Origin of the sequence: Rhizobium sp. CB3060 (genome assembly GCF_025200735.1) — a bacterium.
Lineage (GTDB): Bacteria > Pseudomonadota > Alphaproteobacteria > Rhizobiales > Rhizobiaceae > Rhizobium.
The window spans coordinates 1,806,283-1,821,408 of record NZ_CP104159.1 but is presented as its reverse complement, the minus strand read 5'-3'; the positions used below and the strand labels follow the sequence as shown (position 1 = coordinate 1,821,408).

General features: G+C 58.9%; 7 protein-coding genes. 2 read left to right on the top strand and 5 right to left on the bottom strand.

Translation table 11 applies throughout. The features are described from left to right. Positions 1–4: 4 nt before the first annotated feature. The 3 genes from N2601_RS27625 to N2601_RS27615 all read right to left on the bottom strand — a co-directional run bounded on the left by N2601_RS27625 (position 5) and on the right by N2601_RS27615 (position 8,525). Positions 5–5,650 (bottom strand): lysozyme inhibitor LprI family protein, encoded by a 5,646-nt coding sequence (locus N2601_RS27625; RefSeq protein WP_104827565.1) that lies wholly within the window; start codon positions 5,648–5,650, stop codon positions 5–7. Positions 5,651–5,958: 308 nt separating this feature from the next. Next, positions 5,959–6,849: a hypothetical protein gene (locus N2601_RS27620; RefSeq protein WP_158704611.1), complete on the bottom strand. Its 891-nt coding sequence runs from the start codon at positions 6,847–6,849 to the stop codon at positions 5,959–5,961. Then, positions 6,846–8,525: an Hsp70 family protein gene (locus N2601_RS27615; RefSeq protein ID WP_104827563.1), complete on the bottom strand. Its 1,680-nt coding sequence runs from the start codon at positions 8,523–8,525 to the stop codon at positions 6,846–6,848. The genes N2601_RS27620 and N2601_RS27615 overlap by 4 nt, the downstream gene beginning before the upstream one ends. 522 nt (positions 8,526–9,047) lie before the next feature. Between N2601_RS27615 and N2601_RS27610 the strand changes: the two genes are divergently transcribed. After that, positions 9,048–11,210 (top strand): adenylate/guanylate cyclase domain-containing protein, encoded by a 2,163-nt coding sequence (locus N2601_RS27610; RefSeq protein WP_104827562.1) that lies wholly within the window; start codon positions 9,048–9,050, stop codon positions 11,208–11,210. 14 nt (positions 11,211–11,224) lie between these two features. On the opposite strand, the gene N2601_RS27605 is transcribed toward N2601_RS27610, so the two are convergent. Together N2601_RS27605 and N2601_RS27600 are read right to left on the bottom strand one after the other, a co-directional pair. Next, positions 11,225–11,749: a YHS domain-containing (seleno)protein gene (locus tag N2601_RS27605; protein ID WP_445945019.1), complete on the bottom strand. Its 525-nt coding sequence runs from the start codon at positions 11,747–11,749 to the stop codon at positions 11,225–11,227. After that, positions 11,742–12,335 (bottom strand): ankyrin repeat domain-containing protein, encoded by a 594-nt coding sequence (locus tag N2601_RS27600; protein WP_104827561.1) that lies wholly within the window; start codon positions 12,333–12,335, stop codon positions 11,742–11,744. The genes N2601_RS27605 and N2601_RS27600 overlap by 8 nt, the downstream gene beginning before the upstream one ends. Before the next feature lie 411 nt (positions 12,336–12,746). On the opposite strand from N2601_RS27600, the gene N2601_RS27595 reads away from it, so the two are divergent. Continuing rightward, positions 12,747–14,918, top strand: a complete 2,172-nt coding sequence (locus N2601_RS27595; RefSeq protein ID WP_245464125.1) for a putative bifunctional diguanylate cyclase/phosphodiesterase — start codon at positions 12,747–12,749, stop codon at positions 14,916–14,918. Positions 14,919–15,126 lie beyond the last annotated feature (208 nt).

Here is a 15,126-nt window from a genome sequence, read left to right as displayed (position 1 = left end):
TTTTTCACTTCAATCCCGTGGGCTTCAAACCGGCGCGCTGCAGATAATCATTGATAATTTCAGGCGGCGGACCTGCTGGCGGTGGTGACAATCCAACCACCGAGGGCCTGACGACGAGAGTCGGTGCGTCGGCCGGTGCACGCGCTTCCAGGAGGTAATAGCCTGCCGCTAGCTGCTTGAGCTGATTGACGCCTTCGCCGAGCACCTGGCCTTTGGCATCCAGCAGGTGGCCGATGGCAAGGTCCGGATCGGAACGCAGGCCGACGCCGATATTGCCGCTATTCTTGACCTCGAAGCCAAACAAGGCCGTCGCGCCCGGCGCTAACACCACCGGGGCTCCGACACCGTCATTCACCGGGACGACCGGTGTTGCCGTCATATCCAGACTGCCCGACAAGGGGCCTTCGTGCGTGGAATAGAGCGTCAGGACCGCCTCGCCCGCCGCGAGATAGCGGTGGAATTCGGCGCCCGTCGGAAAAAGCTGCAAGTCTCGGTGACCATTTTGCTCCAATCCGACAATGACAGGGGCGTCGGTGCTGACATCAAGCACGATCGGCGGATCCGGATCGAGGCGGAAGGCCATGGCCTCGCCTTCAAGCGTTACGCTCTGCGGCAGGGTCGTCGTTTTCGGCTCGGGCTTCGGCCAGGGCGACTCGCCGCCACGCTCCAGCCAAAGGGCCACAAGTCCGGCATTGTGATCGACGATCAACTGGCCGGGACCGGACACCGGGATGTGGTCGCCACGTAAGACCCGACCGTCGGCCCCGACGAAGGTGGCCGCGCCGCCGGAGACGTTCAGGACATCTCCCTTCATGGCATCAACCGCGATTTCTTCCGATCCGACCGTGCCGAAGAAGCGGCGCTTGATCTGATCGTTGCCGAGGGTAACGGCCTGTCCCGGCGACAGGCTGACGCGCGCGGAGGCTGCATCATTCGTCAGGTTGACCAGCCAGATTTCTTCGACTGACGTCGCGATGCTGCGCGACAGGGGCGCCGCACCGGACCAGACGTTCAACAACTGAGTGGTTGAAGGGGCAGAAACGACGGCGATCCCGGGCGCCAGGTCGAGCGTGAGCCGTTTCACCCCATTCGTCAGCTTCACCGGCCGCGCGCTAAGGGCTGGAATGGTCGCCGTATAGGTGCCATTTAGCTGCACCACCTCGAGTTCCGCCGCATCGATTGGCCTGAGCCGCATCTGCAGGCTTTCGTCGCTTGCCGCGTTCCAGACACGCAGATCCCTGTTATCGGCGAGGGCGACTGCGCTGTTGAGGCTGACACCCATGCCGCGTCCGGCCGTCAGTCCCGGCTGTCCAAAGGCCGAATCCGCGCGCCACAATCTTACTTTGCCTGGCAGCGGAGGTGTGGCGGGAACAACCGCCTGATCTCCCGGTGCAAGTGTCAGCGCGATCTCGGCATCGGTCTGTGCAGGGCTGACCTGCACATGTCCTGCTGCGCGCGAGACTAGCCACAGATGATCCGATTGCGGAGCAAAGAGTCCTGACGTGGCCGCCGTAAGCGGGCGATCGGCGCTTGCGCCCACAAGCAAATCCGCAGTGGCGCCGAGGTCTAGAAGGCCTGCCGATGGTGCATGCGCGAGTCCGACGTTCAGCGAAAGCCCAAGGCCGTCGATGGTGGTGGGCTCCAGAGAGACATCGCCGGGCTCATGCATATCGCGGGCGATACTGCGCGCGGCGATCTTGATGGGTGCGGTTCCGCCATCAAGGGTCCAGACCGATGCGCGCCATTGTGCTTCTTTCTCGGATCTAGGCCAGGCGATAACGGGCGAGCGGCCACGGGCAAAGGCTTGTGGCTTCCAATTGCCGTCGCCGTCCCGCTTTTCGACGGAGAGAACAAGGTCGCTGGTGGATTGCGCCGCCACCAGCGCCAGTTGGTCTTTTCCATTGGCCGGCAGGGGGAACATGAAGACAGAAGCGCCGTTGACTTCGGCTGTGCCATTCTCGGCAAGCGCCGGCTGCGGCTGCTCCTGCGGCAGGGCGAATTGAACCTCGATGTCCGAGGCATTGCCCTGATCGTCACCTGCTGCCTCTTGGCCGTCGCCATTGGAGTCTGCTTCCGAATTGTCGGAATTGTCATCCGATTGGCTGCTGCCCGTGCCCGAGGTTGCTGCTTGATCGAGGGCGAGTGTATAGGATCCGGCCGGTAGACGGGTTGACAGTGCGATGTTCCAGTCATCACTGCGCCCAGTCAGCCGCTCCAGGACGGTGCCATGTTCATCCTTCAGCACGCCCTTGATTTCGCTGCGGCCGAACGTACCGAGGCTGACGACACGGTCTGTCCCGACATTGAAGGAAAGCTCGGCGGGAAGGTTGACGAAGCGCGCCTCGCCGGGCTGGAGGTCCTTGGTGTTTAGGGTAATCTGGTAATCCAATCGGTCATCGTGAGCGAGGCTCATGAGATCGATCCGATAATGTCCGGCCTTCAACTTGCCGGTGAACCGCGGAGCGGCGACAAAGCGAGCGATCTGCTCCTTATCGTCGCGAAACAGGGTGCCGATCATGCCTTCGGTCAGATCGATGCTGATATCCGCGTCGGCAAGGAGATCGAAAGTCCAGCTATCGGGAACCCGCGCGTCGCTCTTGCCCTGGGGCTCGCGCCATTGAAGTGCCTGGGGCTGATTGAAGGCTAGCGGGTGTGGTCCGTGGCCCTGTAGCTGCGGCGGGTCGATCACGGGCCTCAGCCGCGCGACAAACCGCGTGTCGACGTCGCGCGGCAAGATCACGAGGCGGTAGTGCCCGGGCGTAAAATCCTGGCTAAGGCTGGAGAGCGGGCCTGGCGGGGTGAGTGGCCAGCCCTCCTCATCCTCCAGGCGAGCGGTAAGATCGCCGCCAAGGGAATAGAGATCAAGCTGATACGATCCCGCGTTCGCGATCTCGATCGGCACGATAGCGCCGCGCCCGCCGGAGAGGATTCCGCGGCTGGTGCCGTCGGCGACCAGGGTTGCGGCCGTCAAAAGCGAAGCCGGGGTAACGGCAATGCCAAGATGCCCGGAAGAATTCTGTGCGGAAACATCGACCTGATAGGTTCCTGCGCGCAGATAGGTTTGCAGTAGCGCGTTGTGGCCATCGCCATTATCGGACGCTTCCCCCAGCCCCGGCAGGAATGACGTGCCGAGACGCAGTGACGTCTGCAAACGGCCGAGGGTTTCGACGCGATAAAGTCCCCCTTCCGTAACATCCAGCCGGTAGGTTTTCTGCGCGTTTTCGGCGAGATCGAGAAACAGGCGTTGACCGGCAATCAGCGGAGATGCGGGTGCTGGCTGCACGCTCTTCCGCGCCGCAGAGGCATCAGCCTGCCAGGTGACGACTATGGACCGGGCAGCGGCCGGAGCAGGGAAGCGCAGCGTCAACGTCCGGCCTTTTGCATCTACCCGTTGGTTGCTGGTAGCAAAAGCGACCGGCGCATTGTGCATGTCGACGGCGGCGATAGTCCCCCCGGCGGGCACATGGACGTCGATGCGCAAATCTGCTGGTGATGCCGGTCGCGACAGGGCATTCGCATCATCGGAGGCGCTGCCTTTCACCTGCGGCACGGGCGCTGGGATATTCGAATTGGGCTGGTTCTGCAGGGGCTGCGGCTGAGCAGAAGCATCTGTGGGCTGCCAAAGCGCCAGTGGCCGCGCCTGCAGGTCTGCGGGCAGGGCAACGGCACGAGGCCCGGTCAGCAGGCCGGGCGCGGCATTGGTGATGATCTCATAGCGCGTGGCCTTTTCGGCTTCCCGGATGCCAAACGAAATAGTCGTGCGAGCCGGGGCGGCGGGTTGTGGCGGCGGCGCAAGGCCCGGTGTGCCGAAGGTGAGGTCGACGATGCCGATTGCATCATTGTCGGGCAGCAGGCGCAGCAGATAGTAGCCGGCGTTTAGATCGAAACGATCGGGATTGCGGCCATCGGCGCGCGGGGCATTGCCAACCAGAATCGGGCTGATGTCGGCATGCACGGCAACGCCCGAGGTGCGGATCCCGATCTGGCCTGCTTGTGTCATCTCGAATAGCAGCGAGGTCGGCCCGCGCAAATTGAAGCGCCGCCGCCAAGCCTGGCCTGGACCCAGATGAGGCGTGTCAGAGGCCACGATGGTGGCTTTGCCGCTGGCATCCTGGCGCAAGAGCAGAGCCGTGGCCGGAATTTCATCGCCGCCTTCGCCAGCAACGTCGAGACTAATGAGATTGGGCACCGAGCCGTCGAATTGTGTCTGGTTGCTGAACCGAAGTCCCCGGACCTGGAAATGCTGGCCTTCATAACCGGAGACTTCGACAATGCTCGGCTGGCCGTCCGTCGATAGCGAAAGCGTGGCGGTCGGTTCGCGATTCGATTTGCCGATTGCAGCACTTTGAAAGCTAGTCGCCGTGCTGGAAATCCGACCGGCCCGGAGCACCGCCGGCGCCGATTGCGGTAGCTCGAGACGGAAGGTATCGAGATCCGCCGGAGCGTCAAAGCGTATCGACCCAAAGGGCCCGATGTCGCCTTCGGCAATCCCTCCGGCCAGCGACCTCTGCGTGCCGGTGCGGATATGGAATGGCTCAGCCATGTCCGAGTTGGTCCAGACAAGCTTCTGGCCGCCATAGGCCGTCACGAGGTAATGGCCGGGCTCGACCGTTCCCGTCAGCGTTGCCCGGGTCATGGGGAGACCCGGCTTCAGTTCAAAGATCGACATTTTCGGCGAGAGATCGACAATGTCGGTGCCGTTTCGCCACAAGCGCAGATCCTGAAGCGAGCGTCCGACCGCTTCTATATCGACGCGCCCGGATTCGGGAATGTCGATCCAGTAGGATCTTTGTTGCAGGTCGCTTAGATCGGCATGGATGGGGGTGACGGAGGTCAAAGCGGCGTCAGGCTGTTCAAGCTCCTGGTAGGCTTGTGCGGTAAGCTTGGCTTCGCCAGCGGCTCCCTTGGCTCCGAACACACGAATCTTATAGATGCCTTTGTCGAGCAGCGCATCGATCCGGCCGTCGCTGACGCCAGGTGCGCCCATACGGTCCCCTGGTCCTGCGATCATATCGACAAGCTGGAGTGCCACACCGGAGGTGCTCTGTGTGCGGATGGTGATATGGCCGGGCGTGTCGACGGTCAGCAAGGTGCTGCCATCGTGATCGGCAGGCAATTGATCCAACGCCAAATGCGGCTGCGACACTGGCCGGGGCAGGGCTTTGGGGGACGCTGGTTGAGATGCCGCGGCAACCGATGGCGCGGGTGTATCTTGTGCCGCCGCCGACTGTGTCGCCGGTGCTGTTGATGCCGCAGGTTCGACGCCCTGGGCAGCTTCGGGAGGCTGCTGGCTTGGAGGAGCGCTCGTAGCTTTCAGCGCCGCAAGACGTGTCTGATAGCTTGTTGCCAAGCATGTCGACAGCCGGACCGGGTCGGTGTCCACACAGGATTTATTACGGTCCGCCAACCAGCGGCGTTGTTGCTGGCGCAGGTCGTTGAGTTTTGTCGGGTCTCCGCTTAGATCCGTCAACGCCTGACGATAGGCGGCCGCCAAGGCGGTATCCTGAGCAATTAGGGCTGGAGAAGTACAAATCGCTTTTTCGATAACGGTCTGTGCCTTGCTGCAATCAAAAGATTGCGCGTGGCAGACCGTCGAAAAAAGACCACAACCGAGACCAACAAGCACACGAAGGCGGGAGACGAAAGTCATGAACAACTCGTTTCTTAGGTGGCCAGCACGTTAGTCAATATGAACTATCGTTGATCAAGACAAGAGCGCCATAGCGGATGCATCAAGCTGAGAACCGCCAACGAACTAAATGTTTGATGGCGGGACTGCGATACCCTTTCCGGCTGCCCCGAAGGCGGATAATGCAAGTGGATCCGTGCGCGCTGCGGACCGGCATTCATGGCCAAAGTTGATCAATTCAACCTCTTGGCCCCTGACCGGTTTCCGGTCCCCCTGGCATCTCCGGAGTTACTGAGAAAGCGAGGGGCGCAAAGGCTTCCGGTCTCCATTCATCCAAGCTTTTGGATTAGGTACATCGCAAGGAGGGCGATGAACGGCATAAAGGGCCTGAAGTTAAATTCTCCCTTTGGCGGTGCGGCTTTCCTGATCGCCGCCGCCTGTTCAGCGCGCCGTGCCAGTTGTTCAGCCCGTCGTGCCAGACCTCGTTTACCGAGTTCATGCTGAGGACGCTGTTCCGCCCATATTTGCGAAAGACGCCATTTGAACCCATCCGCCCGCTCGCGCCCAATAACCGCATAGACCTTGCGATCGTTGGCACTCCAACCGAATTCTTCATCATATGCGAGGATCAATTCTCGATCCCGCCGATGGACGGGTACATGGGGGAACCATAAGGTGCGTTCGCAATACTGTGTAATGTTGCAAAAGCTCTCGATGATCGCTGGCTCCAATAGCTCGCGCATCTGCGTCGGAAGCTCGCCGATCCGCAAAAGGAAATTGTTCCAGCCATCGAGATCGACATAGACGCTGGACATATTGTGCAGTTTTCCCAATTGGGTCTTGAGCGCCGCAAGATCGACCGTAGATGACGGCCCGCCGGGGAGGGCTTGTTCCGCCTCGATGTCATCCGTACGCTCGTCGAGCGGGGGCGGCAAAATTTTGGCAGTAACCGGCGGTCTGTCAGGCGTCGAAGCCGCAAGTATTGCTGTCGGATATGGGAGCGGTTCGACAGGTGCGAACTCGTCATGCTTCGTTCGATGCTGAGCTGTTTCGGCAAGGACAAGCGCACGGTCTCGGGCTTCGACGAGAGTCTGGAACCCGGTGGGATCCTCATCTGGTCTGATTGTCTTCAGCTTCTTGGCGTAGGCTCGACGGATAGCGGACATGTCCGCCCCCGGTTCGAGCTCAAGAACTGACCAGGGATAGCCTGTCATGGTCATTGGAATCCGCGCCCTTCAAAAGCGTCCAAGCGTTGGGAAAAGCTTTTGCGCTCCGCGTCGCCTCGCGTCCGGCTCTGGTCGAGGTCGTGTACGAACTGCAGAAGAAGCTGACGGATGAGTTCACGCGTCTCTCCGAGATGCTCGGCATACAAGCGCTCCGCTCGTGAAATCAGTGCTTGATTTGGAAGTTGGTCGCGCGGGTGAAGCTTGATCTCGGCAAGAGCGGCAAAACGCCGATCGAGCTCTGCTTCCGAAAGGCCCACATCATTGTGGAAGACCGCTCTGGCGGTCGCGCCGGTGCTGATAACCTTTGCCTCTACCTCCAAAGCACCGTTAACGTCGTAGGTGAAACGAGTTTCAATTCCCTCTGCGCCGGCCTTGTTTGGGGGCACGGTGACCTCGACCTCGCCCAAGTAGACGTTTTCGTTTGGCCGGAGGTTTTCGCCCTGATAAACTTTCAGACTGACTTGGGTCTGGTTATCGTTGACGGTCGAAAAGAAGCCAGCGCGCGACACCGGAACGACCGAGTTTCGCTGAATCAAGGGCTGCATCATCCCACGGGATCTGTCGGACAGGTCGACAACCGCAACGCCCAGAGTGTGAGGCGACACATCGGTCATAACGACGTCTTCGAGCGCAGTCGCCCGGCTTACCAAGCCTGCCTGAATCGCGCTTCCCAGCGCGACTGTCTTGTCTGGATCGATATTGACGAGGGGAAGCCGCCCAAACAGGCGAGCCACAAGCGAACGCACCATCGGCATGCGTGTCGCCCCACCAACGAGAATGACGGCATCGAGCTCTGAAACCGAAACACGTGCGTCCGCGATTGCACGCTCCAATGGAGTGCGCAATCGCCGCAAAAGTGGGGCGGCCGACAGCTCGAATTCATCGCGGCCTATGCTGCCTTCGACTAGTTCGCCGTGGATCTTGAGAGAATAAGTGCCGGCAAGAGCGGATCCGAGGTCGATTTTTAGCTGCTCGCAGCTTCGTTTCAACGAGCTTCTTTCAATGGCGCTTAGCCGATCCATGTCCAAGGAATGAATACGAAGAATTTCTCTTTGGAGGACTTCCGTAAAGTCGTCACCGCCAAGTGCGGTATCGCCGGTTGTCGCCCGAACCTCCATCACCCCATCATATTTGTCGAGGACGGAGACGTCGAAGGTTCCGCCACCGAGATCGAAGACTAGAAACTTCCCTTCCGAAACCTCTGAGAAACCATAGGCAAGGGCTGCAGCCGTCGGTTCGTTGATGATCCGGCGCACCTTAAGACCGGCCAATCTGCCGGCAGCGATCGTCGCTTTGCGCTGATGTTCGTTGAAATAAGCTGGAACGGAAATGACCACCTCGGAAACTTCTTCTTTGAAGAAGGCTTCCGCATCCGCCTTCAATGACCTGAGCACGAAGGCGGACACTTCCTCTGGCCGCAAGGACAGATCGCCGAGCATGATGGCGTGGTTTGTGCCCATGAATCGCTTGAAGGAGGATATTGTCCGTTCTGGGTGGGTGATCAGGCGATCTTTCGCGGCCTTTCCGACCAACACAGCGCCATCTTCGCCCAAACCAACGACCGAAGGTGTCAGCATTTCCCCATGGATATTTGGAGCTAGTTTCGGTTCATCGCTGTCGAAGGCTGCGATAAGGGAGTTGGTCGTGCCGAGATCAATACCGTAGATCATGTGTGGTTCATTTCAAGGAAGGCGTGGTTTCGGGCCGCCGATTTTCCGACCACTTCGACCGTGGCAGCCGCATGGCACCTCTACTAAAGATCAGAAGAATATGCCAGAAATAGTTGCATTCGTGTTGAATGGTTTGTTAGTTGCTACAACTTTCGCTAAGCGGCGCGACTGCTCTCATCGCTGCCGGTTTTCATCCTGATCGCCATGACTGCAACAGCGCCCATGGATGTCCGAGTTCGGCTCTGGCAGGGGTGAAAGTCATTTCTTAATCTCCTGTCGGCCGCCACTCCTTTGTAGCGCCAAAACTTTTCTGCGAGCGCTTTCAGCTCTGCGGTCGCCAGGTCGCCGATTCATCGGCGGGAAATTGGAGCCTGGGTCATCTTCATCGCGAAGCATCGTGTCGTCTCGGAATAGAAGAAGCGGGGGGCCAAGTTATGCCGTAAACGACCGTGCTCCGGTGCCAGCGCGCCTAAGACCGTGGTAAGATGCTTAGCTCTCTGTATCGAAGGGGTGGGCAGAGAAATGGAGAGGCGTCTCGCCGCGATACTTTCCGCTGACGTCGTTGGCTATAGTCGCCTCATGGGAGTGGATGAGGGCGGTACGCTTGAGCGGTTGAAGGCATGCCGTCGGGACCTCATCGATTCCGCCATCAAAGAGCACCATGGCCGGATCATCAAGCTGATGGGCGACGGCGCGCTGGTCGAATTTGCTAGTGTTGTGGACGCGGTTCAATGCGCGGCCGTAATCCAGCGGAGTATGTCCAGCAGAGACCAGGGAGTTTCCGAGGAACAGCGCATTCGGTTTCGCATCGGGGTCAATCTCGGCGACATCATTGTTGAAGGCGATGACATCTATGGCGACGGCGTCAACATAGCCGCCCGCCTGCAAGGCATTGCCGAACCTGGCGGAATTTTCATATCCGGCGCCGCATTCGACCAAGTCGCACACAAGGTCGATGTCGGCTTTTCGGCGCTCGGCGAGCATCGGCTGAAGAACATAGCGGATCGGGTTCGCGTCTACCGCGTTCTGCTTGACCCAGTCCACACTGGCAAGGTCGTCTTTGCCCCTCGGGCAAAGTCGCGGGGTATGGCGCTGTTGGCGCTCGCAGCGCTATTGATCGCAACCACTGCGGCTGTCGTCGCATGGCAATGGCTTTACAAGCAACGCCCATCGATCGCAGTGCTACCTTTTGCCAACTTGAGTGACCAAACCCAGGATTATTTCGCCGATGGTATTACCGACAACCTGATTACCGATCTAACCAGGCTGTCGAAACTTGACGTCATCTCCCAGAATTCCGTCTTTGCCTACAAGGGTAAGCCCCACGTTCTGGCAGACATACGCCGTGATCTCGGCGTGCGCTTTGTCGTGGAGGGCAGCGTGCAGCGAATTGGCGACCTGATGCGCGTCAACGCACAACTGATCGATACTAACAGCGGCGACCATCTGTGGGCCAATCGGTTTGACCGCAGCGGGGCGGACGTGTTTGCCGTGCAGGACTCGATGAGCCGCCAGATCGCCAATGCACTCGGTCTGAAGCTGACGTCGTCCGAGGCAGAGCGAATTGCGCGTCCGCCGACCGCCAATCTCGAGGCATATGATTATTATCTGCGTGCCGAGCAGGCGGCCCGTACCGGACGTCGTTCCCTGATGCTGGAGGCATTGGCGCTGTTTGACAAGGCTGAGGCACTGGACAGCGGCTTTGCCGAAGCCTTCGCGTCCGATGCGCACGCGACGGCCTATGTCTGGCGAAGCGCGTATGATGACGTCCTCCAGAGCGCCCTGGCGCGAAAAAGGGCCTATGACAAGGCAAGTCGCGCTCTTGCCCTCGATCCTGAACTACCGTCGCCTTATGCGGTCCTCGCCATCATGCAGGTCGTGGACCGACGTTACGAGCAGGCTATCGCGTCGGCGCAGAAGGCCGTGTCGCTCGGCCCCGCCGATGCCGAAGCCCATATGGCGGTCGCATATGTTCAAATGATCTCGGGCAATCACGCCGACGCCGCTGCGGCCGTCGAGAAGGCGCTCAGGTTCGATCCGAACCTCTCCGCCATCGATCGATACACGGCTGGCATGATTTTTTATCTGCAGCGCGATTACGAGAGGGCGATAGACAATTTCAAACGCGCGGGCTACGGCTCTCAAGGCAACGGCGAGTTCGTTACCCCACTCGCCATGGCCTATGTCCGTGTCGGTCGCATTGATGAGGCTCGAGCGACTGTCGCCGAAGCCGAACGTCTTCTCGGGGGGCGCGACAGCATCGCGGCCTGGCGGCTCGGCAATGCCCATTTCAGGGAAGAGGATTTGGCATTTATCCTAGACGCGCTGCGCGAGGCCGGGCTGCCGGAATGGCCGTTCGGCTTCCAGGGCGACGAGCAATACCGGTTGAAGGGTCCCGAGATCGCGGCCGCCGTCATGGGCAAACTTCTGCGGGGAAAGACCGAGCCGTCCGAAAGCCCTGCGCTCATGCAAGTCCAACTGGACGGCAAGGCCGCATTCCGCTCCGCATCCCAGATGATGACCGAGAAGGTTTCTGTCAAAGGGGACCTGCTTTGCGAGCAAAGTGAAAACGCGTTTGGCCGACCCGATTGTGGCCCGGTCTATAGACACGCAAACCCGGCCGACGAAACCAGCTATGCTTACGTGAATTCGACCAAGGTCTTCTATTTTTCGCCTGCCCAATAGAGCCTTTTTAGTGGTCAGTGATACTGATCCAGTTCGAGATCGGCCGCGACCTTCGGCCATTTGGCATCGGCCTTGGTCACAGTGTCCGCCGGATGCGCGGCAAACTCCTCCGCATACGCCTGGTCATACATCAGGTAAAGCTTGCCTTCGACAATCTTGAAGGCTTCTGGATCGATGTTGACCGTGACGGACCCGCTGCTTACCTCGCCCGCGCAATAGCCGCCGTATTGAGGCGCGTATTTAAGCGGTTCGCTCATAAACATCTCGCGATGTTTGGCACTGGCGAAATGCCACGGCGTCCCCATCCATTCGTAGGAGATTTTTTCCGAGCCTTTCGTCGCTTTGCCTTCGGTAAAGTAGGCGACCGTGTCGTATCCCATGATGGCGACACCGCCGAAGTACCCCGTGTTTACCGAGTCGTCGGCCATGGCTGGCGATCCACCGACAATGTCTGCGACAGCCAGACCGATCATTGCCAAAGAGCGACCAATGCATTGTGCCCCGTTTCCAAAGTGCATCTGCGCCTCCTGTTTATTCATGGATTTCCATGCACTTAGCGTAATTCTCCTCGCCGAGAACGCTGGCCGGAGGACATGCCACGCCATGCCGCTTGAACAGACGGACGATATCGACATTGCCTTTCCACATGGCCCTCGTGATCGGCGCGTAGCCGTGAACCTCGGCGTGGGTGACGTCAGCCCCCTTCGCAAGCAAAAACTCCGCGAGGAGGACGTGGTTCTCTTCGCCCGCAACCATGAGCGGCGTAACACCCGCTTTGTTGGACGCATCGTCGAGAATTGCTCCGTGCTCCAGGAGCAGCTTGCTGATGGGTACGTTACCCGAAAATGCCGCGGCATGAAGGGGTGTAAAGCCGCCTGCATTCCTTGCCATGACATCGGCATTTCTGCCTATCAACAGCTCGGCTACGGCAAGCTGATTTTCGAGCGCGGCGTTGATGAGTGGTGTCGCCTGGTCGTGAGTGCGGCTGTTGACATCGGCGCCCGAAGCCAGAAACTGTTCCACGGCAACGGTGTTTCCCGCTGAAACGGCATCGAACAAGGGATCGCCCGCGGCCCCCATTGTCGCTGCAAAAAACAACGCTACCGATGTAAGAAACCGGCGCATAGCTTTCACCCTAAAGTTTCTGACAGAATAGCACGCCGTTGGGGCTTAGGCTACCTTGCAGCGCTGTCGGCTGTAGCAGCGAGCGCACAGACGACGTTTCTTCAGGGAGCAATAGAAGAAGGAATTTCCGCCAAGCGCGCACTTGTGCATGGTTGCGGTTGCCTGCGCAAGGCTGTCCATTTTACGATCTGCAGTCCAAATTGCGCAACAAGTTGTGTTTGCCGCAATCGGCGATGTACTTTGTTAAGGACTCTGTACTCAAACTGCATTGCGCCTATTCATCTTCTTTCTTGATCGATGAATTCGCTGAGCCTTCAACTCCGCTCGAATGAATTGTGCGGTTCTTCCCGATGAAAGTTCGACCGGATGTATGACACCTCCTGTCCCTTTGCCGGCAGGAGGATCCATGTGATGCTGCTATCTCTCTCCCATAACTGGCAGGCGGATGGTTCGTTTGCGGATAGCGCTTCAGTTGCTCAGCCCGGCGCGATTGCCCGCGTGGACGAGTCTAGCCGGCACGAGAAGCAGAGGCTTGAAGATGCGCTTGAATTCGCGGAAACGATCATCGCCGCCATCCCTGATATTCTGTTTGAGATGGACCGAAACGGACGGTATCTCCAGATATGGACAAAGCATCCGGAACTTCTGGCTGCGACCAAACAACAACTGCTGGGCAAAACGGTAAACGACGTCCTCCCGCCTGAAGACGCGGCGGCTGCGTTGCGCGCCATCCGCGAGGCCGACGAGAAAGGCGCCAGCGATTGTCACGTCATTCGCATCGTCCAACAGAACGGCGAGTCCCGATGGTTCGAGCATCATGTTGCAAAGAAAGCGGGCAGTGAAACATCCTCCCAAACGTTTCTTGTTCTGTCACGGGATGTTACCGAACGGAAGCTGGGAGAGCATATTCTAGATGAAGCGCGAACACGCCTCCTCACGGTACTTCAGACTATACCCGACATGGTATGGTTGAAGGATATCGAGGGCGCCTATCTCCTTTGCAATCACGCCTATGAGCGTCTGATCGGCAAGTCGGAGTCCGAAATTGTTGGCAAAACGGATCTAGACCTGTTTGACGCCGACGTCGCACGCCTTTTCCGCGAAAGGGAGCTGGAAGCGATCCGTGCCGGAGGCGTCGTGATCAATGAGAAATGGGTCACACACCACGACAGTGGACAACGCATACTTCTGGAAACACGAAAGGTCCCAATCGTTGGCGCCGAGGGAAAGACAACGGGTGTTCTCGGCGTGGCCCGCGACATTACCGAGTTGAACGCCTCCCGCGAAAAAATTCATCGGATGGCCTTCTACGATTCGCTTACGGACTTGCCCAACCGGGAACTGTTCTTTGGGCGGTTGCGGCAAGCGATGGCAGATGCTGAGTCCCATCGCCAAGTTGTAGGCGTCATGATGATGGACATCGACCATTTCAAAGCCGTAAACGACACGATGGGACATCCCGTCGGCGACGAACTGCTTTGTCAGGCGGCCAGACGCTTCCAGGCAAGCGTGCGCAGCGCCGACACCGTGGCCCGTCTCAGCGGCGATGAATTCGCCATCCTCTTGCCAGACATCCGGCACGCGGACGATTTGCGCGATATCGCCACCAAGATGCTCAAAACATTCGACGAACCCTTCCTGCTCGACGGCAGGGAAGTCTTCGTCTCATGCAGCATCGGGATCGCGCTCCATCCAGAGCATAGCACTGATGCAAACGATCTCGTCAAATATGCCGATTCCGCAATGTATTTGGCAAAGCGTCTTGGGCGGGGAGGCTTCCAATTTTATTCGAGGCAACTGACAGCAGACGCGCAACACCGCCTGATGCTGGAATCGGAATTGCGCCGGGCCATCGAGCGCTGCGAACTGGAAGTGTACTACCAACCCAAGGTACTCGTCGAAAACGGCAGGATAGTCGGCTCGGAGGCTCTCCTGCGATGGCATCACGGAAAGATGGGCATGGTTCCTCCGGCTGAGTTCATTCCGATTGCCGAGGACACTGGATTAATCGCGGATTTGGGCCGATGGGTATTTCGCGAAGCCTGTCGAACCGCGGCAGAATTGAACGCCGACACCCCAGCGTCTCACAAAATGGCGATCAATGTCTCATCCAGGCAGTTCCAGCGATCTGATCTGCTGGAGATGGTAACCCAGATTCTCGATGAAACCGCCTGCCGCCCTGAGTGGATCGAGATTGAGATCACGGAAAGCCTTCTGCTGGATCAACAATACGAGACACTGGCCACTCTTTGTGCCCTTCGGACGATGGGAATCTCAATTGCCATCGATGATTTCGGTACCGGCTATTCGGCGTTGAATTACTTGGCTCGCTTTCCCATCGACACCCTGAAAATCGATCGATCATTCATCAGCAGTGGCGACAAGCGCAGCGCAGAGCTAGTCAAGGCCATTCTCTCGATCGCCCGTTGCCTTGGGCAAAACGTCGTGGCGGAAGGTGTCGAGACGGTCGAACAGGCGGCGTTCCTAAGGGCTAACGGATGCGACGCGGCACAAGGGTTCTTGTACAGCAAGCCCGTGCCAAAAGCCGAATTCGTGAAGCTGCCGCAGTTCTTGAAGGTCTGATCGGGATTGATGCCAAATGGACGTCGTTCGGTCTGAAGGGCGCGTTTCATGCGCGCTATTGTTTAGTGCCGGCTTCGAAATTTCGTCATCGCGGCCATGGTAGGACGAGATGATGGAGCATCGCTGAGACGTCCCCATTTCAACGGCTTGAAGCTGATTGCCGTCGCCGTGGCCGCGTAGGATCCGGAGACGCGGCATCGATTCCCGC